Source organism: Paenibacillus terreus (assembly GCF_042138595.1).
GTDB lineage: Bacteria > Bacillota > Bacilli > Paenibacillales > Paenibacillaceae > Paenibacillus > Paenibacillus terreus.
On sequence record NZ_JBHIRX010000002.1, the window covers coordinates 590,501 to 611,757 of the forward strand.

The following is a 21,257-nucleotide window of genomic DNA, read 5'->3' on the forward strand; positions in this document are numbered from 1 at the left end:
AGATTGTATATCTTGGTCAAAGCTATGTCAGATATGATAAAAAGGATAATAGCAATGGGCTGGAACGGCTCACAAGAACAAGAGGAGTGACGGAAATGGCCGAAATAAAAAAAATCGCTGTAATCGCCGGAGACGGAATCGGTCCGGAAGTGGTGGCAGAAGCGGAAAAAATCCTGAAACGGGCGGAAGAGCTTTACGGGTATTCATTTGAAACCGAGCATGCTCTGTTCGGCGGAATTGCCATCGACGAGAAGGGAACGCCTCTTCCCGAGGATACTTTAAAGGTGTGCAAGTCGGCGGATGCCGTTCTGCTTGGGGCAGTAGGAGGCCCGAAATGGGACAACAATCCGAAGGAGCTGCGCCCGGAAACAGGTCTGCTCGGCATTCGCAAGGAGCTGGGATTGTTCTCCAATCTGCGTCCGGCTGTCATTTTTGATTGTCTGAAGGACGCGTCCACCTTAAAGCCGGAAGTACTGGAAGGAACAGACCTGATGGTGGTCCGCGAGCTGACGGGCGGAATTTATTTTGGTGAAAAGTTCAGACGTGAAGGTGAAGGCGGACAGGAAGCGGTTGATACCTGTGTATATAATGTAAAGGAGGTAGAGCGCATTGTCCGTCAGGCGTTTGAAATTGCACAGAAGCGCCGTAAAAAGCTGGCTTCGGTGGACAAAGCCAACGTGCTCGAAACGTCCCGTTTATGGCGTGAAGTGGTAAACCGGATTGCACCGGAATACCCGGATGTCGAACTGGAGCATGTGCTTGTCGACAACTGTGCAATGCAGTTGCTGCGCCGTCCGGCAAGCTTCGATGTGATCGTGACGGAAAATATGTTCGGCGACATTCTGAGCGATGAAGCGGCCATGCTGACCGGTTCCATCGGCATGCTGGCATCGGCTTCCCTTGGGGAAGGAAGCTTTGGACTGTACGAGCCGGTACATGGCTCTGCACCGGATATTGCCGGTCAAGGACTGGCCAATCCAATTGCAACGATTTTGTCGGTAGCTCTGATGTTCCGTCTGACGTTCGGTTATGACAAAGCCGCGGATGCTATTGAAAAAGCCGTTGCAGAGGTGCTTGATGCAGGGCATCGCACAACCGATATCGCGACAGACAAGAGTAAAGCAATTTCTACTACTGAAATGGGCGACCTGATTGCCGCTGCAATGAAATAAGCGCGAACCCGAACAGCCTGGCTGCATAACAGCAGAGAGCCAGGCTGTTTTTTTGCAGCAGCATTTTGTCGAATTATTGTCTTATTTATATTAATTATAAAAAAATAATCCTTATAATATTGACTTTGTTGAAGTCGGATGATAACATTTTCAATGAAAATAATGTTTTTCGAAACAATACAGTGAATCAAGAAAAACACTCATGTTTTTCTTACATAGTTCAAAGGAGGATTTTGCAGAAATGGCAGAAAGATTAGTTGGTAAACCGGCTCCAGATTTTACGATGGAAACTGTTTCAGGTGATGGACAAGAGTTTGGTCATGTCAAGCTGTCTGATTACCGCGGAAAATGGCTCGTATTCTTCTTCTATCCGCTTGATTTCACTTTCGTATGCCCTACTGAAATTACAGCATTGAGTGAAGCATACTCCCAGTTCAAAGAACTGGATGCTGAAATCCTGGGTGTAAGTGTTGACTCCGTACACAGCCACAAGGCTTGGATCAATACTCCGAAGGACAGCAACGGTCTGGGACAGCTGAACTTCCCGCTTGCTTCCGACATTACAAAACAAGTTGCGCGCGACTATGGCGTACTTATCGAAGAAGAAGGCGTTGCGCTGCGTGGTCTGTACATTATCGATCCTGACGGTGAACTGAAATACCAGGTTGTTAACCATAACGATATTGGCCGCAGCGTTGAAGAAACTCTGCGTGTGCTGCAAGCACTGCAATCCGGCGGATTGTGCGCAATGAACTGGAAGCCTGGCGATAAAAACCTGTAATAGTTGAATCGATTTTCAAGCCCCCAATAGCGGTTATTGCCGACTTTTGGGGGCTTGCTTGCCTGCATGATGCATTTCGTCTAATGCTGTTTGAATATGCAGTAAATCGTTGAAATAAGAAAAACGTCTATCGACGTAATTCAAAGAAGCCAGACCGCGTTTAGCAGTAGTTTTTCTTGCGATTACAGAATTGTTCAGCTCCGCTGAAAACTTATAAATTCGATAATCTTAAGAAATATACGTTTTAAGGGTGACGGAAGGAATTAAGCACTTACAGAGCGAATAGGGTAGTAAGAAAAAGCAAATATCATAATAGTGACATTGCCGTTTTTGCTGCGTCGGATACATGGTTTGGACGATAGAAGTAAACCAGGTTATGTTCAGAGGAGGGTGAGCGCCAGATGAGTTTTTGCTGCGGAGCAAGTATGGTGGGAACCAAAGGGACGCTGAAGCATTACCGTACGCAGGTTCATAACGTACCCTTGCTGGTTTGCCCGGTATGTCAGCGTATTGAAGTACATTATCGTGTGGAGAACGAGTACGAGATCCTTGCGGAATATGCGCATGGGGACGGTGCAACAGAAATTGATTTCCAGGACTATGTGATGGAAGACGAGGATACCATCTTTGAGAACTGTGTCAGCAGAGAAAGTGAGGACCCGCTTGAAATTGTGAAGCGGCAGATCGATATCTCGCTGGATTTGCTTACCGTTGCCAAGCAAATCGGGGACGAGAAGTGGCAGGGAGAGCTGAAAAGAAGGCTGGCGGTCATGAGTCAGAGGCGCTCCCGGCTTCAGCATAACAAAAGCTAGCACGTAGGTATATCGTCGCTCGCAAGAGGCAAAAGGAGGAAGCTTCCGCTGTGCGGAGGCTTCTTTTTTTCGCCAATACGCAAAAAAACAGGTTGAAAAAATTTATGCGTTCGACAGGATTTTCGATTGACTGAAAACAGCAATGTTGTCTATCATAAAAATACGAGGCAATTGGAAATTGGTGGTTGTTTGTTTTTATTGTTGGTTTGCAGATGCCCGAAACGGCCAGTTTATCAACCGGTACAAGGGGGACCCCGGCATGATCAACGGATTTCATGAAACGATGGTTGATTCGATCTCACCTTTTCAATCCACCCAATTAGTCAACAATAAATATGAAAATGTTTTGGAGCATTTAGACAGCGGGATTATGCTTTTTGACAACGAAGGTGTGGTGACGTTCGTTAACGTCCAGATGGCCAAGCTTCTTGAAGTGTCCAGAGCAGCATTGACGGGATGCAGCCTTGTCAATATTTTGAAGCATCCGGAGCTGAATCGCTTCAAACGCAAGAAGATACTGAGAATTTACCGTGAGACCATCTTCCACCGAAAGCGCTATCATGAGCTGATTGACGAGTCCGGACGCCATTGGCTGATTACTGTAACCTATGGAGATCAACTGGATGGCGATATTTTGTTCAGCGTGAAGGATGTAACGGATTACAAGCAAATTGAGCAGACCGCTTACCAGAATGACAAGCTGGCCATGCTTGGGCGAATATCCGCTTCCATCGCTCACGAGATCAGGAATCCTCTCACAGCTATCAGGGGTTTTATTCAACTGCTCAGACCCCATCTTCTGCAGCTTGGCAAGGATGAATATGCCAAGATCATCCTCTCGGAAATCGACCGGGCGAATGATATTATTTATGAATTTCTGAATTCGTCCAAGCCCTCGGCGCCTCAGAAAACCGTTCTTCCCGTCTCCAGTCTGCTCAAGGAAGTTGCATTGCTGACCGAAAGTGAAGCGCTGATGAAGGACTGCGAAATTATATTGGTGGATAACCCTGATCCCCTTAGGGTTTCCATTGATGTCAAGCAAATCAAGCAGGTCATTCTAAATATTATCAAAAATGCAATGGATGCCATTCAAAACGTGGATGTTGTTCGTCCAGGCACCATTCAGATTGCAGTGGCCAAGGAAGGGCGCTATGCGGATATTTCGATTGCGGATAACGGTCAGGGGATGGACCGCCATACACTCTCGAGACTGTTCGATCCGTTCTTTACGACCAAAGAGAGCGGGACAGGCCTCGGATTATCCGTAAGTTACAGAATTATTAAAAATCATGGCGGGTTTATTCATGTCAATAGCAGTCAAGGGGAAGGAACCGAGTTTCGGATATCTCTGCCTCTGGTGCAGTAACGAGAAAGGATGATAGGACCGTTCCCAAAAAGCTTTCAGGCTGGGGATGGTCCTTTTTCATTTTACCTTTACTTTTGCTGACCCGTTCAAGTATGATGAGTGGAAATAGATTTGGTTTTGTGGAAGGAGTAACTGACAGATGAAGACGAATAACAGTAAAATCGTGGATTGTACCATCCGGGACGGCGGCTTGGTTAACAATTGGGATTTCAGTGTGGAATTTGTTCAGCAACTGTACGCCGGACTGAATGATGCTGGTGTCGATTATATGGAAATCGGATATAAAAATTCCCCGAAGCTGCTCAAAGGCGCGGACAAAGCGGGCCCATGGCGCTTCCTGGACGATGAATTTCTACGCAAGGTCATTCCCCAAAAAGGGCATACCAAGCTGTCGGCTCTCGTCGATATCGGCCGTGTGGACGAGAACGACATTCTTCCCCGCAGCGAAAGTTTGCTCGACCTTATTCGGGTGGCCTGCTACATCAAGGATGTAGATAAGGCGATCGAATTGGTCAACATTTTCCATGAACGCGGTTATGAGACCACGATCAACATCATGGCCCTTTCCAACGTGATGGAGCATGAGCTGCTGGAAGCCTTCGAGCTTATTAAAGACAGTGTAGTGGATGTTGTGTACATCGTGGATTCTTACGGAAGCCTGGACCATAAAGATATTTTGCATCTGACCGAAAAATTCAAAAAGCATCTGCCCAACAAGCGCCTGGGCATTCACGCGCACAACAATCTGCAGCTTGCTTTCTCCAATACGCTGATTGCTGCCGAGCAGGGTGTGGAGCTGCTGGATGCATCCGTGTACGGCATGGGACGCGCGGCTGGCAACTGCCCGACCGAGCTGCTGGTAACCCATCTGAAGCATACGCATTATAAGCTGCGCCCGGTGCTTGATGTCATTGAGAAGCTGATGATCCCGCTCCGTGAGAAAGAAGAATGGGGATACATCATTCCTTACATGATTACAGGCACGCTGGATGAACATCCGCGTTCGGCCATGGCTTTACGAGCTTCGGAGGACAAAGACAAGGCTGTTGATTTCTACGATAAGCTGACGACTCCTGAAGTGTCGTTTGATCAAAAATAGTCCGGTTTTACAAGGAAGCGCATGATCTTCGGATGATGCGCTTTTTTTGTTGGTTGCATTTTCCTTGTGGTTAAGTTATATTATTAATCAGTCTCGAATATGATTTAATAAGTCACGCGGGTGTAGTTCAATGGTAGAACTCCAGCCTTCCAAGCTGGTAGCGTGGGTTCGATTCCCATCACCCGCTCCATAATTGATGATGAACAGCCGGCCCTTGCAAGCAGGGGCTTTTTTTGTTTGCCATATCCGGGACAGTTAAAGCGGTGACCGGGAATTGAACAACAGGGCTAATGCTGGTTGCATGCGCCGATGGTTTGGCCTATAATGAATCATAGCCTTTTGCAAATTCGTGAAAAAATCGATAAATGCCTTGATGGAGAGAGTAGGCAGTGCCTGGCGCACAGGGAGGAAACGCCGCAGATTGAGAGCGTTTCTGCAGATACAGACCTGTTGAAGTTCACTCCGGAGCAGTCCCCTGAACATGACGCACCATTGCGACCGTAGGAAAGTAGGGGGTACCGGTTCACGGCCGTTACAGCGTGCAGAGCGAGACGATTGTTGATGAATTATGGATTGACATCCGTGATGATTCGATCGTCTAACAAGGGTGGTACCACGGTCTTTTCGTCCCTTACGGGAGAAAGGGCCTTTTTTTGTTGCGTACATACCGGACTACCGGGTGATTACACAAAGGAGGCATCAGGAATGATGAAGGAAAAGCTGGAAGCATTAAAAATTGAGGCTCTGGCCCAGCTGGAGCAGGTTTCCGATCCCCAGGAACTGAACGACCTGCGCGTCAAGTATCTGGGCAAAAAGGGAGCGCTGACTGAAATTTTGCGCGGCATGGGAGGCTTGAGCGCGGAGGAGCGCCCGGTCATTGGCCAGGTGGCCAATGACGTGCGCGGTGCCATTGAAGGCATTATTGAATCCAAACAGCAGGCGTTCCAGCAGGCTGAGACAGAGGAGCGGCTGCGCGCAGAGCGCGTGGACGTTACACTGCCTGGCCGTAAGATGCCGCAGGGCGGAGTTCATCCGTTGAACAAGATCATCGCTGAAATCGAAGATATTTTCCTCGGTATGGGCTACCGCGTAGCGGAAGGCCCGGAGGTGGAGACGGACTATTTCAACTTTGAAGCGCTCAATTTGCCGAAAAACCATCCGGCCCGCGATATGCAGGATTCTTTTTACATTACCGAGGAGCTGTTAATGCGTACGCATACTTCACCGGTGCAGGTGCGGACGATGCAATCCATGCAAGGTGAAACCCCGCTGAAGGTGATTTGCCCAGGCAAGGTGTACCGCCGCGATGACGATGATGCGACCCATTCCTTTCAGTTCCATCAGATTGAGGGCATTGTCATCGGTGAAAATATCCGGATGAGCGACCTTAAAGGAACGCTGCTGCAGTTTTCCCGCGAAATGTTCGGCAGCCAGACACAGATTCGCCTGCGTCCGAGCTTCTTCCCGTTCACGGAGCCGAGTGCCGAAATGGATGTTACCTGCGTACAGTGCGGCGGCAGCGGCTGCCGGATGTGCAAGCAAACGGGCTGGCTGGAAATTCTGGGCTGCGGCATGGTGCATCCGAAGGTGCTGGAGATGGGCGGATACGATCCGGAGAAATACAGCGGTTTTGCCTTCGGCATGGGTGTAGAGCGGATCGCGATATTGAAGTATGGCATTGACGATATCCGCCATTTCTACAACAGCGATATGGCGTTCCTGAAGCAGTTCGCACGCAATTAATACTCGGATAAAAGGAAGTGAGCGTACATGAAAGTATCAACCGAATGGCTGTCTGACTATATATCGCTTGATCAGGTAACCGCTGAGGAGCTGGCTGAACGCATTACCCGGGCGGGGATTGAAATCGATGCAGTGGAGAACCGGAACAAAGGCGTTACCGGCGTTGTGGTCGGTTATGTAAAAAGCAAAGAGAAGCATCCGGATGCGGACAAGCTGAATGTCTGCGTCGTTGACGTGGGACAGGGCGAAGACCTCCAGATCGTATGTGGCGCCAAAAATGTGGACGCTGGCCAGAAGGTGCCGGTAGCCGTGATCGGGGCTGTGCTGCCCGGCGATTTCCGTATCAAGAAAGCCAAGCTGCGCGGCGTTGAGTCTCAAGGCATGATCTGTTCCGCGAAGGAACTGGGCATGAACGACAAGCTGCTGCCGAAGGAGCAGCAGGAAGGCATTCTTGTTCTACCGGCAGACGCTGAGCTGGGCACTCCGATCGAAAAGCTGCTTGGCCTGGACGACAAGGTGCTGGAATTCGACTTGACTCCGAACCGTTCTGACTGCCTCAGCATGCTGGGCGCTGCTTATGAGGTGAGCGCAATCCTTGGGAGAGACATCAAGCTACCTGATCCGGAGCAGAACCTGATTGAAACGGCTGATCCGGCGGCAGCACATCTTTCAGTATCCGTGGCGGCTCCTGAACTGTGCACCCACTATGCGGCACGCGTGATCACAGGGGTGAGCATCGGGGCTTCCCCGCTGTGGATGCAGAATCGCCTGATGGCTGCCGGCATCCGTCCGATCAACAACATTGTGGACATCACCAACTATGTGATGCTGGAATACGGGCAGCCCTTGCATGCCTTTGATGCGGCCAAGCTGAACGGACGGATTGAAGTCCGCCTCGCCCGCTCAGGTGAGACGCTTGTTACACTGGACGATCAGGAACGCAAGCTTGAGCCTCATATGCTGCTGATTACCGACGGAGAGAAGCCGGTGGCGCTGGCGGGCGTCATGGGCGGCGCCAACTCGGAGGTTACGGCGGACACGGTTGATATCGTGCTGGAGTCGGCGAAATTTGACGGCGGAACCGTACGTAAAACATCCCGTCAGTTGGGCCTGCGTTCCGAAGCAAGCCTGCGCTTTGAGAAGGAGGTCGACCCGGGGGCAGTAATCCCGGCGCTCAACCGGGCCGCTGTGCTGATTCAACGCTACGCCGGCGGAGCCGTACAGAAGGGAATTGTCCAGTTTAATGAAGCCCGCACAACTCCGCGCATTATCACCTTGTCGTTGGAGAAGCTGAACCGTTACCTGGGGACCGATCTGTCCACGCTGGAAGTGAAAACCCTTTTCAGCCGTCTGCATTTCCCTTGTGGTGATAAGGAGCATGGTCTGCTGGAGGTGCAGGTTCCGACACGCCGTGGCGATATTACGCTGGATGTGGACTTGATTGAAGAGGTGGCTCGTCTCTACGGGTATGACAATATTCCAACCACAGCAATCGAAGGGCCGACAACGCCGGGGGCGCTCACCCCTGCGCAAGCCCTGCGCCGTTCTCTGCGCAGCCTGCTTGTTCATGGCGGATGGCAGGAGGTCATCAGCTATTCCTTTATTCATCCGGATCGTACGAAGCAGTATTCTGCGCTTACGGCCGGCAGCCATCCGGTGGCGCTGGCAATGCCGATGAGCGAAGACCGCAGTGTGCTGCGCACCAGCATCATTCCTCAGCTGCTGGATGCTTCGGTATATAACATGAACCGGAAGCAGGAGGACCTGGCTCTCTTTGAGATTGGCAGCGTGTTTTTCAGTGCAGAGCAGACACTGACCAGGCAGCCGCAGGAAATCCCTGTGCTCGGTCTGCTGCTTACGGGCAAACGCCGCGGCCAACAGTGGAATGTAGCTGCGGAATCAGTCGATTTCTTTGATATCAAAGGTGCTCTTGAAACATTATTTGACTATGTGGGACTCGAAGGAAAGGTGCGTTATACCGCTGACAGCCCGGCAGGATACCACCCTGGACGTTCCGCCTCCGTGTATCTTGAGACCGGAGGGCAATCGGAGCTGATCGGCACGGTAGGTCAGGTTCATCCTGAGCTGCAGCAGCAGTATGACCTGAAGGACACATATGTGGCGGAAATCGCTTTGGAGCCGGTCATCCGGCACAGAAACAGCGCAATCCGTTATCAGGAGCTGACCCGCTTCCCTTCCGTTGAACGGGATATTGCGGTTGTTGTTGACGAAGCGATGGAGGCAGGCGAACTGCTGCGTGTGATCCGTGATAACGGAGGCGAACTGCTGACCCAAGCCCGTGTGTTTGACGTATTTACAGGCAGCAAGCTTGGTGAAGGCAAGAAAAGCATCGCCATCGCGCTGCTGTACCGCCATCGTGAGCGGACATTGACCGATGAGGAGATCAACGAAACGCACAGCCGGATCGTTGCGGCGCTGGAACAAACTTTTGGCGCTGAATTAAGAAAGTAGCAGGAGATAAGTCAAGCCACATCGAATCTTAGGTGAAGAGGTTCGGTGTGGCTTTTTTTAGCATGTGCCAGCCGTGCACCAGACTTGATCAGACATGAAATAACCTGCAAAATATAAGATAAGCCAAAACGAACAACAGACACCCTAGAATCAACACACAGAACTGGAGGAGGGCTTTATTGTGACTACACCGGATCGCACGCGCGTTACCGTTGAGATATACGGAAATTCCTATAAACTTGTTGGAAGCAGTTCAGAATATATGAAACAGGTCGCAAGCTATGTAAATGAACGAATGCATACGATAGCCCAAGCCCACGCTCATTTGGATATCCCGCGGATCGCGGTTCTCGCGGCCGTTCATATGGCGGAGGAAGCGATCAGATCCCAGGAAACCGAACGGAAAATGAACCGCATCATCGAGGAGCGCTCCGAATTGCGCGAAGACCTGGCCAGACTGCAAACCCTGCTCGGGGAACAGCAGCAGAAGAATGCGGCTCTGCAGGAGTCGGGCGACCGTATCGCGCAGGAGAAGCAGCAAGCCTTGACCAGGCTGGCGGAGGCTGAACAAAATGCCGCCCGGGAGAAGGCCGAGCTGAAGAACCGGCTGGAGCAGCAGCTGAAGAAGGAGGCCGAGCTCCTTAAAGAGAAGGAGCAGGCACGGATCGACGCGCAGAGCAAGCTGGCGGAAGCGGCCAGACAGGCAGAAGCCAAGCTGGCAGCCGCTGAGAAGGAATATGCAGCACGGCTGCAAGCGGAAAACGAGCGGCTGCAAGCAAGCCTGAACGAAGAACAGCGGAAGGCGAAGGCGGCCTGGCAGGCGGAAACGGCTGTTCTTCGCAAGCGTTTGGAGGAGGAGAAGGGGCAGATACTGGCTTCGTTGCAGGAGGAGCAGGCACAGCGCCAGCAGGCCGAGTCCTCGCAAGCTGAAAGCCGGCAGCAATATGAAGAGGAGCTCAAGCAGCTCCGGAACCGTATGGAGGAGCTGGAAATAAGCGAGCAGCTGCTGACCGAAGAACTGCATGGCACTTCAGAACAGGTGCAGCAAGCTGAAGCGGTGCGCCAGGAGCTTGAGGATCGGCTGAAGGAAGCGGCTGCTGCCGAAGAAATCTCGGTCCGCAAGCTGCAAACCCTTCAAGCTGAGGTGAATGAGAAGGCTGCGGAACTAAAGCGGCTGCAGCAGGCTTCCGCCAAAGGGGAGGAAGAGCAGAGACGGATGCAGAAACTGCTTGAACAGGCTCATGTCTCGGTACGTAAGCTGCAGGCTGAAATGGCTGAGCTGTCCAAGAACGAGCAGGCGTCCCGCGAGCAGGTCAAGAAGCATGCGGCAGAGCTGGAACATCGTCAGCTGGAGTTGAACGAGAAGACGAACCGGATCGCCGAGCTTGAGCAGACTATTGAACTGTTCCAGGCGGAAGTGGCCGAGCTGTCCAAGAATGAACAGGCATCCCGCGAGCAGGTCAAGAAGCATGCGGCAGAGCTGGAACATCGCCAGCTGGAGTTGAACGAGAAGACGAACCGGATCGCCGAGCTTGAGCAGACTATTGAACTGTTCCAGGCGGAAGTGATCGAGCTGTCCAAGAATGAGCAGACGGCCCGCGAGCAGGCCGAGAAGCATGCAGCGGAGGTAGGACGGCACCAGCGGGAGTTGAATGAGCAGACAAATCGGATTGGCCAGCTTGAACAGACTATTGAGCAACTGCAGGCTGAAATGGCCGAGCTGTCCAAGAACGAACAGACGGCCCGCGAGCAGGTGAAGAAACATGCGGCAGAAGTGGAACGTCGCCAGCGGGAGTTGAACGAGAAGACAGCCCGGATCACCGAGCTTGAGCAGGTTATTGGCCTGCAGCAAGAAGAGATGGCCGATGTACTCAAGCAGGCGGAGGAAGCGCGAGAGCGGAATAACCGGCTGCAGGAGCGGATTGCGGAGCAGCAGGCAGAGATGGAGGAGCAGCAAAAAGCCCTGAAATCGGTGCGTGCTGAAGCGGACCGGGCAGCAGAGCTTGCCGCACAGAGCGACCATCAATATGAGCAGCTGCATGAGAAGACCGCAAATCTGCAGGAGCTGTCCGAACAGCTTCAGGCCGAGCTTGAACGATTGAACAGACAAGCCGCCGAGCAGCGGACACAGCTTGAACAGGCAGAGGAAGAAGCTGTCGAATGGCAGATCAAATATGAGGAGAAGCTCGCGGAGCTTGAGCAGATCCGTGCGGAAGAAGCCCGCCGCCAGGAAGAACTGGCTGCCTGGGAGCAGCAGGTTGCATCTGCAGTCGAGGTTAGGGAGCGCCTGCAGCAGGAGGTGGCCGAAGCGAACCGCGAGAAGCAGGACACCTTGACTGAGCTGCAGTCCGTGGCAAAAGCACGGGAGGAGCTGCAATCCCAGATGGCTGAGATCGGCGAGCGCTATGAGCTGGCTGCCCATCAGCTGAGACTGCTGCAGGTGGAGCGCGATATGGAGCGTGAGAAAACGGAAAGCCTTGCGGAAAAGCTGGAGCAGCTGCAGGAGGAATATTCGAAGCTTCAGACGGAGTATAACGAGTGGATCGAACTGATTGAGCAGGACCAGTGACCGTGAACAGAATAAACCAAGCCGTCCCGGCTGCAAGTCAGGACGGCTTGGTTTCGTCTATTCAACTATAAGCTTGGCTGTCATGGAATGATGGCCAGAGCCGCAGAATACGGAGCAGTTAATCTCGTATTCCCCTTTCTGCTCGGGCGTAACCACCTGGGAAGTATTTCTGCTGTCCAGCTGGATGTTCAGATCTTGTATGATGACGCCATGTGTGCCTTCTACGTTCTCAAATGAAATTTTTACAGGAACTCCTTGTTTCACGCGGTATTCCTGCTGGTCAAATGCAAAATTGCTTGCTTTGATCACGATTTCTTCACTGGCGCCTGTTTGCTGTGTAGCTGCATTCGGAGAAGCTTTGCTTCCGCAGGCAGACAGGAGCAAAAGCAGAAACCCCGCTAATACCAGAAGGAATCCGTTGCGTCTAAAGAGCCTGAATCCCATATGCTCTCCCCCAATCCATTGGCTTAGTTCAGCATACAGCTAGCTGCTGAAATATGTCCTATATGCCATCATACCGCAAGTTGTCCGGAGAGAATGTGATCAATTTATGAAAACGAACTTCATTCTGTAAAAAAAGAGGCTTCCCGGTGTTTGGGAAGGCCTCTTTTGCCTGCTGCTGTTCCTGTGGAAGATCTAAGTACGGTCGTTGTTGTTCCGCCCGGCTTCAAAAGGTGTCGAAACCGGGATAAACAGGTCGATAATTCCGATGACGAGCGCAGCAAGCAGGGCGCCCAAAACGGAAACCTCCACACCGCCCACGATAAATTGTGCGATGTAGATGACCAGCGCGCTGACCAAAAAGCCTACAATGCCGCGTCCGAACGGACTGACTCTGCGGCCGAACATGGCTTCAATGATCCAGCCGATGACGGCAATCACAATGGCGAGAATCAGAGCGCTCCAGAAACCGCCTACGCTGAATCCGGGAACAATCCAGCCGACAACGAGAAGCACGAGCGCGGCAACGACAAAACGTACAATATGGCCTAGAATTCTCATGGTATGCCTCCTGTTCTGCTCCCAGCCCGCAAATGGATTGCAGGCTGGAGAATGGCCGCGGTTTCTTTGAAATCCGCGGATATGCAAGCATTAGTATGTTACGCGGACGTCCGTCTTATGCTGTTTTATGCCCAGAATGCATTCTGACGAAAGATACTTCATAGCAAACGGCGGTAAATAGCGAAAGCGGCCAGCTTTCGTTATAATACAGATATAACTGAGAGGAGCTGTAACGTTGGACGCAAAAATTTTGCAAACACTTGAATATGGTAAAATATTGAGCTCATTGTCTAATTACACGCAAACGCCGATGGGTAAACATACAGCCATGCAGCTTCGCCCCGGCTCGGATGCGGTGCATATACAAGCTTTATTGAAAAGCACGGACGAAGCGTTCGCTGTGGACCGTCTGAAGGGAACCCCTTCTTTTACCGGAGTGGTTGATATATCCCCTGCCGTGAAGCGGGCGCGAATCGGAGGCACCTTGAATCCGCAGGAGCTGCTCGGCATCCGCACCACCATTCAGGCGGGGCGGCGGATCAAGGTATATATTGAGGGCGTGCATGAAGAACATGTCGTTGAATCCCTGCTGTTCATCAGTGAGCAGCTATCGGACCAGAAGCCGCTGGAGAACGCCGTCAAAGCCTGTATCGACGACAATGCCGAAGTGCTGGATACCGCAAGCGCGGAGCTGGCCCAAATCAGGCGCGAGCTGCGCTCAGGCGAGGTGAGAATCCGTGAAAAGCTGGACTCCATGATCCGGTCATCCACAGTATCCAAGATGCTGCAGGACCAGATTATAACGATCCGCGGCGACCGGTTCGTCATTCCTGTCAAAGCGGAATACCGTTCCTATTTCGGCGGCATCGTGCATGATCAGTCTGGTTCCGGCGCCACCCTGTTCATCGAACCGGAATCCATCGTAACGATGAACAACAAGCTGCGTGAAACGAGAATGAAGGAAGAGCGGGAAATTGAGGTCATTCTGCAGAAGCTGACCGCACAGGTGGGAGAACAGGCGGAACTGCTGCTTTATGATCTTGATTTGCTCGGCAGTCTTGACTTTATTTTCGCCAAAGCACGGCTTGCGAGAGAAATGAAGGCCACCCTTCCGGTGATTAACGATCAAGGGTATATCAGGCTGAAGAAGGGCCGCCATCCATTGATCCCGCTGGATAAAGTGGTGCCGATTGATGTTGAACTGGGCGGCAGTTATTCGTCCATCATCGTGACCGGACCGAATACCGGAGGTAAGACGGTAACGCTCAAAACGATCGGCCTGCTCAGCCTGATGGCAATGTCCGGCCTGTTTGTTCCCGCCGAGGATGCGAGTGAGCTGTCGGTGTTTGATGCGATTTACGCCGATATCGGCGACGAACAGAGTATCGAGCAGAATCTGAGTACATTCTCCAGCCATATGACGAATATAATCAGCATACTGCGGCAGATGACTGCCCAAAGCCTTGTTCTGCTGGATGAGGTGGGAGCGGGTACGGATCCTGCTGAAGGCTCGGCATTGGCGGTGGCCATATTGGAGCATATCCATGCAACCGGCTGCCGCATGGTGGCTACGACGCATTATAGCGAGCTTAAGGCATATGCATATGACCGGGATGGCATTATTAATGCCAGCATGGAGTTTGACGTGGCTACGCTGAGTCCGACTTATCGCCTGCTCGTCGGTGTTCCAGGACGAAGCAATGCCTTTGCGATTGCGGAACGGCTTGGTCTGCCCAAGCAGATTCTGGAGTATGCCCGCGGCGAGGTAACCGAGGAGGATCAGCGTGTCGAGCATATGATCGCTTCTCTGGAGGAGAATCGCCTGACAGCGGAACAGGAGCGGTCCGAGGCCGAAAGGATGCGCAGGGAGACTGAGGAGCTTCGCACCCGTTATCAGGAAGAGCTTGACAAGCTCGAAAGACAGCGTGAGCGTATGCTGGAGAAGGCGGAAGAGGAAGCACGCGAGGTGCTTCAGAAGGCCCGGGGCGAGTCGGAACGGATTATTGCCGATCTGCGCAAGCTTGCCCAGGAGGAAGGCGCTGCCGTGAAGGAGCACCGTCTGATCGCCGCCCGCAAGGAGCTTGAGGAGGCGGAGCCGAAGCAGCGCAAAAAATCGTCCGCTCCGCGCCAGTCCGCCAGAACGCGGGCCATCGAGCCCGGGGATGAGGTGCAAGTGCACAGCCTCCGGCAGAAGGGCCATGTTGTTGAACTGGCCGGCAGCAAGGAAGCGATTGTACAGCTGGGCATTATGAAAATGAAGGTCAGCCTGGATGACCTTGAGCTGCTGGATGCGCCGAAGCCTGCTCAGCCCAAGCAGCGTGCGGTCGCCGGCGTGAACCGGACACGTGATGACCGGGTCCGGAGCGAGCTGGATTTAAGAGGAGCCAATGTAGAGGAAGCGTTGATTGAAGTGGACCGGTTTATGGACGAAGCTTTCATGGCCAATCTGGGACAGGTCTACATTATTCACGGTAAAGGCACGGGTGTGCTGCGTTCCGGCATTCAGGACTATCTGCGCCGTCACAAGCATGTAAAAAGCTACAGACTGGGTAACTACGGGGAAGGCGGGTCAGGTGTGACCGTCGCTGAGTTAAAATAGCTTGCCCATCCGCACCTGCTTGCGGCCTGTGACCGATTGGGAGGGAGAAAGTGAAAGAGATCGATCAACTGCTGACCTATCCGCTTGGAATGTTGCTGGGGTATTTTTCGGTTGCGGTGGTTCAGCTTATTGTGTATTTATATTGCTTTGAACTGGTGACCCGCTACAAGTGCTGGGATGAAATCCGCAAGGGCAATGTGGCTGTCGCCATGGCCACCGGCGGAAAGGTATTCGGGATATGCAACATTATGCGCTTCAGCATTAACGGAAGCTCCTCGGTGTACGATACGATGATCTGGTCGTTTCTGGGCTTTCTGCTGCTGCTGGCCGCTTATTTCTTGTTTGAATTTCTGACACCCGTATTTTCGATAGATAAGGAGATCCAGAATGACAACAAGGCTGTTGGCTTGTTTTCCATGATCATCTCCATTTCGCTGTCTTATGTAATCGGTGCCAGCATCAGTTAATTTACGCTTTTAATCGCGAGCTAAACGGAGGAAACAGAGATGGAAAAAACGATTTGTCCCTGGTGCCAGACGGAAATCGTCTGGGACGAGGAGCTTGGCCCGGAAGAAGAGTGCCCCTACTGTCATAACGAGCTGAAAGGATATCGGACGCTAACGGTCGATATCGGCGGGGATGAGAACGAAATTTTGAATGACCGTCAAAGTGATGAATATGATGATGAGGAAGTGCAGGATGAGGAATTGGTGTCCTGGCAGGACGAGGACCTGCACAGGCTTCCGGTTCTGCATACGCTGCAGAAGTACGAGGAAAGCGGGCAGGACTTGCTGGCTTATGAAGAAGGTGTCGAAAAGGTGCTGGACAGTCAGGAGGAGGTTCCGGAATGTCCGCATTGCCGGGAGTATATGCTGCTGACGGGAACAAGAACCGTAGCGGCGGATACCTTTGTCCCGTCCGTTCCGGCTTCGCTTGGAAAGCCTGTTCTTGAACCGCCTTTTACCATGAATATCTATGTTTGCACCGGGTGTTTTCAGATTCAGCACAGCCTGGCCGAGGATGACCGGCTCCGGTTGATGCACACGCTGGGCTCCGGCCGTAAATAAAATGACAGCTACCTTCTGACATGTTTTAAGCATTTTGGGGCATGTTAACGGAGAGCCCGCAGGGCGGATCTCGGTTAGAGGGGGAACACTGTTGAAAACGAGCTTGAATAAACAGTCCATTCTGCTGCTTGGCATGAATGGGCTGTTTGTATTTGCAGGAGCGCTGTCAGGCACTTTTCTCAACGTATATCTGTGGAAAAGCAAACCGGATTATGCCATGATCGGCTGGTTTACCGTCAGCCAGCAGGTAGCGCTCGGATTGACATTCTGGATTGCGGGAAAGTGGGTAAAGGAGCATAACAAAATGAATGCCCTCCGCGCGGGCACAGCCTTGTCCGGGATATTTTATCTGCTTGTTTTATGGTCCGGGCCCAAAGCCGTTCATTATATCTGGCCGCTTGGCATTCTGCTGGGAATCGCACTTGGCCTGTTCTGGCTTGCGTTTAATGTTGTCTATTTTGAAGTTACCGACAGAGGAAGCAGGGATCGGTTTAACGGCTGGGTCGGTCTGCTCGGGTCTTTAGCAGGTATCGTAGGCCCATGGCTGTCAGGCTGGATTATTGCAAGCATGGAAAACGACGCAGGCTACCGTGTCATCTTCAGCATTTCACTGGCGATTTATATCGTTGGGGTCATCCTCAGCTTTTTCCTCAAGAAACGCAAGGTTAAGGAGGAATATAACTGGGCCGAGCCGTGGAACAGGCTGAGTGATGTGAAAAGCCCCTGGAGACCGCTCTCCCTTGCGCTTGCCGCCCAAGGCATCCGGGAAGGAGTATTCTCGTTTCTTATCACTTTGCTCGTTTTTGTGGCTACAAAGCAGGAATGGAAGCTTGGACAGTTTTCGCTCATTACGTCGGCGGTGTCCCTTATCAGCTTCTGGGCGGCGGGAAGATGGCTGCGGCCGCGCTACCGTTCCGCTGGCATGATGGCAGGAGCACTGCTGCTGGTGGCCGTCCTGCTTCCTTTGCTGTGGAAGGTAAAGTACGGCACACTTCTGTTCATGGGCATCGGCACGTCCCTGTTTATTCCGCTTTATCTGATCCCCATTACCACGTTGGGCTTCGACTTAATGGGTGCGACGGAGCGTAACGTTGCCGAACGCGTTGAACTGGTTGTGCTGCGTGAGCTGTGCCTCATGACAGGGCGGCTGATCGGAACGTTTATTTTTATCGGGGTGTTATCCGTCAGCCGCATGCCGCATGTCATCACGTGGCTGATGATCGGTCTTGGATGTGCGCCCGTAATCGGCTGGTTTTTTGTGCGAGGAATGATGAAATCCGCAGGCTGGAAGCCGGTATCGGAATAGCTTTGCTTTTTATTTTTACTGTGAAAGACAATATTGTTCATTTCAGCAGCCCTTCAGAAATGAATGGCTGTTTTTGCTTTGCACCTGTTCCAAATTGATGTAATATAAGTATTATCTTTTTCGCAGACCTGACATGAAGATCCGGTCAATGTCCGCGAAAACACGCTGGAGGTCTTTGCATGACAGAGTTGAATGAGACAAAATTAAAGGTGCTGGAGCTTCTGAAAGAGGATGCCAGACGTTCGCCCGCTCTGCTGGCGACCATGCTCGGCATTGCCGAGGAAGAGGTCAAAGCCGCCATTCAAGAGCTGGAAGATAAGCATGTGATCGTGAAATATGCAGCGGTCGTCAATTGGGACAAGGTTGATGACGAGAAGGTTACCGCGTTGATTGAGGTTCAGATTACGCCGGAGCGGGGCAGAGGGTTTGAAGGCATTGCAGAGCGCATCTATCTGTATCCACAGGTGAAATCAGTCTACCTGATGTCCGGAGCTTACGACCTGCTGGTGGAGGTGGAGGGCAAGAATCTTCGCGAAGTTGCGAACTTTGTATCTGAGAAGCTGTCCCCGATTGACTCCGTACTGTCGACCAAAACGAATTTCACCCTGAAAAAATACAAGCAGGACGGCATTATCTTCGATGACAAGGAAGAAGATAACCGCCTCATGATCTCGCCGTAAAGGAAGCGACTCATAATGACACTTAATCAAGAACAAGCTCTGCAGGCTGGAAGCAAATCAATGAGCTCCTATCTGGCTCCTCTGGTGCGAGACATCCAGCCTTCGGGGATCCGGAAGTTTTTCGATCTGGTCGGAGGAAGCAAGGATATTATTACGCTTGGGGTAGGGGAGCCCGATTTTACAACCCCCTGGCATATGCGCGAGGCTTGTGTCTATTCCCTGGAGCGCGGATTTACAAGCTATACATCCAATGCGGGCATGCCGGAGCTTCGCGAGGAGCTCAGCCATTATTTGAGCAGCCGCTTCTCCGTCAACTATAATCCGCAGGATGAGATGATTATAACGGTCGGGGGCAGTGAAGCCATCGATCTCGCCCTGCGGGCCCTGATTACACCAGGGGATGAAATTCTCATTCCTGAGCCTTGTTATATTTCATATTCTCCTATTACGGCGATTGGCGGCGGGGTTCCCGTGGGCATCGAAACGTTCGCCGACAATGGCTTCAAACTGACGGCTGAGGCGCTGGAGGCGAAAATTACACCCCGCTCCAAGGTGCTGATTCTCTGTTACCCGAGCAATCCTACGGGGGCAACGATGAGCTATGAGGACTGGCTCCCGATTGCGCAAGTGGTTGAAAAGCATGATCTGATTGTGATTTCGGATGAAATCTATGCCGAGCTTACGTATGATCAGAATCATGTCAGCTTTGCGGCAATCCCCGGCATGATGGACCGTACGATTCTTGTCAGCGGTTTTTCCAAGGCATTTGCGATGACAGGCTGGAGAATCGGTTATACATGCGGCCACCGGGATCTCATTTCGGCCATGCTGAAAATTCATCAGTATACGGTCATGTGTGCTCCTTCGATGGGCCAGGTAGCCGCGCTGGAAGCGCTGCGCAACGGAATGGGGGAAAAGGACCGGATGGTCGATGCCTACAACCAGCGCCGCCGCTTGATGGTGCAGGGCTTCAGGGACATTGGACTGGACTGTCATGAACCGCAGGGAGCTTTCTATGTGTTCCCGAGTATTCAATCCACCGGGTTAAGCTCGGATGCGTTTGCCGAAAGATTGCTCTATGAAGCCAAAGTCGCTGCCGTGCCGGGAAATGTATTTGGCCTGGGAGGCGAAGGATATCTGCGCTGCTCCTATGCCACATCCGTTGTCCAACTGACGGAAGCGCTTGAGCGGATCGGAAATTTTGTGCACACGCTGAAAACAGAAGGAGCCTGACGGATAATCGGGTAAGCAGTATAAGCTTCTTAGGACGGACAGGAGGCCCTCGCGGGTCTTCTTTTTTTGTCTTCCCAACCTGTGCTATATTGAATGCATGGGAAAAGGGAGGTACATAGATGAAGAGGCTGTTCAGGCTGTTTGGTGTGCTTGCATTTCTATTCGTGGCAGCTGGCTGCGGGGAGGACGACAACAAGGCATTTTCCATTTTTATTATTGATAATCAGGGCGATCCTTCGGCCGTCAGCCAGGAGCTTGAGCAAAAGCTGCAGCAGAAGCTCGGTGAAGGAGGACCGGCTGTCGAAGTGGTCGCCAGTCCCATCTATGACCGTTCAAAGCTGCTGGTGGAATATGTGGCCGGAGAGCATGATATTTTCATTCTGCCGGAGGAAGATATGAAAAATAACGGCAGAGAAGGCGGGAACCTGCCCCTGGATGAATACTTTGACAAGGAAGCTTATCCGCGGGGCGTTTTTGAAGGTGCTGTATTCAAGCCCGTGAATAAAGAGGGGAAAGCAGCAGAAGAAACAGTGATGGAGACCCACCTGTACGGCATTCCTGCCGATCAGATGGCTCTGTTTAAGGAGGTTGGCTACGCCTCATCCAATCTGTTTGCAACGGTCCCGCCAAGGACGGGCAATCTGGAAGAAGCGGTCAGCGTATTAAAGGCTTTGGCTGAATAAGGTGATTATTTACCTCTGTTCGTACGGTGACTGGGAGGAATTCGTATGTTAATCATGGTTACAGGAGGAATCGGTACCGGGAAGACAAAGTTTGCATTATCAATGGCAGCACGTCTTGCCCGTGAAGGGATTTATATTTCGGCTCCCGGCCGAACTGCCGCCGGAACATCTGCTGCAGCCTGCGAACTGCCGCCGTCTTACCACAGAATCATCGTGGACCAAGAGATGCCGCTGCCCAATGTGCTTGAGCATCTCAATTTGGAGTCCAACATCTTTCGTGCCGACCGCAGGATCGTCATTGTTGACAGCATTACAGGCTGCCTGAAGGAAGAATTTGGCAGCGGACCGCTGCAGCAGGCGGAACGAAGGCGGCTTGAAGTGAAGGCGGAGCGATTATCGGACAAGCTGCTGAACTATCAGGGGATGCTGCTCGTCATTACAAATGAAGTGTACCCCATGCTTCATCCCGGTGAAGAAGAGGCGCTGTTCAGCAGGCTGATATCCCGCCTGAACATGGAGATGGCTGCGCGGGCGGACAAGGTATTCCAGCTGACGGCAGGCTTGGCGGTAGATTTGAAGGAGCGCAGCTTGAGATATTAGAGGTAGTTCAAAAAGTCATCTTTTGATCACGAAGGAAGTCAGGAAGCGGACTCGACATCGAATCTTGAATTCA

At 52.1% G+C, this 21,257-nt stretch carries 18 protein-coding genes and 1 tRNA gene; 17 read left to right on the plus strand and 2 right to left on the minus strand.

Annotated elements, in window-relative coordinates:
• Positions 1-95: 95 nt before the first annotated feature.
• From leuB to ACE5KN_RS06960, 9 genes are all read left to right on the plus strand, one after another.
• Entirely contained in the window at positions 96-1,172 is a 1,077-nt protein-coding gene (leuB, locus tag ACE5KN_RS06920) for a 3-isopropylmalate dehydrogenase (RefSeq protein ID WP_375528463.1), read from the plus strand.
• A gap of 241 nt (positions 1,173-1,413) precedes the next feature.
• Positions 1,414-1,953 carry a peroxiredoxin gene (locus ACE5KN_RS06925; protein ID WP_375528462.1) on the plus strand — a complete coding sequence of 180 codons (540 nt, stop codon included), beginning with the start codon at positions 1,414-1,416 and terminating at the stop codon, positions 1,951-1,953.
• A 401-nt stretch (positions 1,954-2,354) separates the two neighbouring features.
• Positions 2,355-2,765 carry a hypothetical protein gene (locus ACE5KN_RS06930; protein ID WP_375528461.1) on the plus strand — a complete coding sequence of 137 codons (411 nt, stop codon included), beginning with the start codon at positions 2,355-2,357 and terminating at the stop codon, positions 2,763-2,765.
• Between the two features lie 259 nt (positions 2,766-3,024).
• The gene (locus tag ACE5KN_RS06935) at positions 3,025-4,131 is read left to right on the plus strand and encodes an ATP-binding protein (protein ID WP_375528460.1); all 1,107 of its coding nucleotides are present in this window, start codon (positions 3,025-3,027) and stop codon (positions 4,129-4,131) included.
• A gap of 139 nt (positions 4,132-4,270) precedes the next feature.
• The gene (locus ACE5KN_RS06940) at positions 4,271-5,230 is read left to right on the plus strand and encodes an aldolase catalytic domain-containing protein (RefSeq protein WP_375528459.1); all 960 of its coding nucleotides are present in this window, start codon (positions 4,271-4,273) and stop codon (positions 5,228-5,230) included.
• A 116-nt stretch (positions 5,231-5,346) separates the two neighbouring features.
• A tRNA-Gly gene (locus ACE5KN_RS06945) sits at positions 5,347-5,420 on the plus strand.
• A gap of 518 nt (positions 5,421-5,938) precedes the next feature.
• Positions 5,939-6,973: a phenylalanine--tRNA ligase subunit alpha gene (pheS, locus tag ACE5KN_RS06950; protein WP_375528486.1), complete on the plus strand. Its 1,035-nt coding sequence runs from the start codon at positions 5,939-5,941 to the stop codon at positions 6,971-6,973.
• Positions 6,974-7,000: 27 nt separating this feature from the next.
• Positions 7,001-9,445 (plus strand): phenylalanine--tRNA ligase subunit beta, encoded by a 2,445-nt coding sequence (pheT, locus tag ACE5KN_RS06955; protein ID WP_375528458.1) that lies wholly within the window; start codon positions 7,001-7,003, stop codon positions 9,443-9,445.
• A 181-nt stretch (positions 9,446-9,626) separates the two neighbouring features.
• On the plus strand, positions 9,627-12,014 hold the full coding sequence (locus ACE5KN_RS06960; protein WP_375528457.1) for a hypothetical protein: 2,388 nt from the start codon (positions 9,627-9,629) through the stop codon (positions 12,012-12,014).
• 57 nt (positions 12,015-12,071) lie between these two features.
• On the opposite strand, the gene ACE5KN_RS06965 is transcribed toward ACE5KN_RS06960, so the two are convergent.
• Together ACE5KN_RS06965 and ACE5KN_RS06970 are read right to left on the minus strand one after the other, a co-directional pair.
• Entirely contained in the window at positions 12,072-12,458 is a 387-nt protein-coding gene (locus ACE5KN_RS06965; RefSeq protein WP_375528456.1) for a cupredoxin domain-containing protein, read from the minus strand.
• 192 nt (positions 12,459-12,650) lie between these two features.
• Positions 12,651-13,016 (minus strand): phage holin family protein, encoded by a 366-nt coding sequence (locus tag ACE5KN_RS06970; RefSeq protein WP_355316784.1) that lies wholly within the window; start codon positions 13,014-13,016, stop codon positions 12,651-12,653.
• Between the two features lie 235 nt (positions 13,017-13,251).
• On the opposite strand from ACE5KN_RS06970, the gene ACE5KN_RS06975 reads away from it, so the two are divergent.
• From ACE5KN_RS06975 to ACE5KN_RS07010, 8 genes are all read left to right on the plus strand, one after another.
• Positions 13,252-15,615 (plus strand): endonuclease MutS2, encoded by a 2,364-nt coding sequence (locus ACE5KN_RS06975; RefSeq protein WP_375528455.1) that lies wholly within the window; start codon positions 13,252-13,254, stop codon positions 15,613-15,615.
• An 89-nt stretch (positions 15,616-15,704) separates the two neighbouring features.
• Positions 15,705-16,082, plus strand: a complete 378-nt coding sequence (locus tag ACE5KN_RS06980; protein ID WP_375528485.1) for a DUF350 domain-containing protein — start codon at positions 15,705-15,707, stop codon at positions 16,080-16,082.
• Between the two features lie 39 nt (positions 16,083-16,121).
• Positions 16,122-16,682: a hypothetical protein gene (locus ACE5KN_RS06985; RefSeq protein WP_375528454.1), complete on the plus strand. Its 561-nt coding sequence runs from the start codon at positions 16,122-16,124 to the stop codon at positions 16,680-16,682.
• A 91-nt stretch (positions 16,683-16,773) separates the two neighbouring features.
• On the plus strand, positions 16,774-17,988 hold the full coding sequence (locus ACE5KN_RS06990; RefSeq protein ID WP_375528453.1) for an MFS transporter: 1,215 nt from the start codon (positions 16,774-16,776) through the stop codon (positions 17,986-17,988).
• A gap of 179 nt (positions 17,989-18,167) precedes the next feature.
• Entirely contained in the window at positions 18,168-18,668 is a 501-nt protein-coding gene (locus tag ACE5KN_RS06995) for an Lrp/AsnC family transcriptional regulator (protein ID WP_355316790.1), read from the plus strand.
• 15 nt (positions 18,669-18,683) lie between these two features.
• On the plus strand, positions 18,684-19,901 hold the full coding sequence (locus ACE5KN_RS07000) for an aminotransferase class I/II-fold pyridoxal phosphate-dependent enzyme (protein WP_375528452.1): 1,218 nt from the start codon (positions 18,684-18,686) through the stop codon (positions 19,899-19,901).
• Positions 19,902-20,020: 119 nt separating this feature from the next.
• On the plus strand, positions 20,021-20,584 hold the full coding sequence (locus ACE5KN_RS07005; protein WP_375528451.1) for a hypothetical protein: 564 nt from the start codon (positions 20,021-20,023) through the stop codon (positions 20,582-20,584).
• 45 nt (positions 20,585-20,629) lie between these two features.
• A complete protein-coding gene (locus ACE5KN_RS07010; protein WP_375528450.1) occupies positions 20,630-21,184 on the plus strand; it encodes a bifunctional adenosylcobinamide kinase/adenosylcobinamide-phosphate guanylyltransferase in 555 nt (184 codons plus the stop codon).
• Positions 21,185-21,257: the final 73 nt, after the last annotated feature.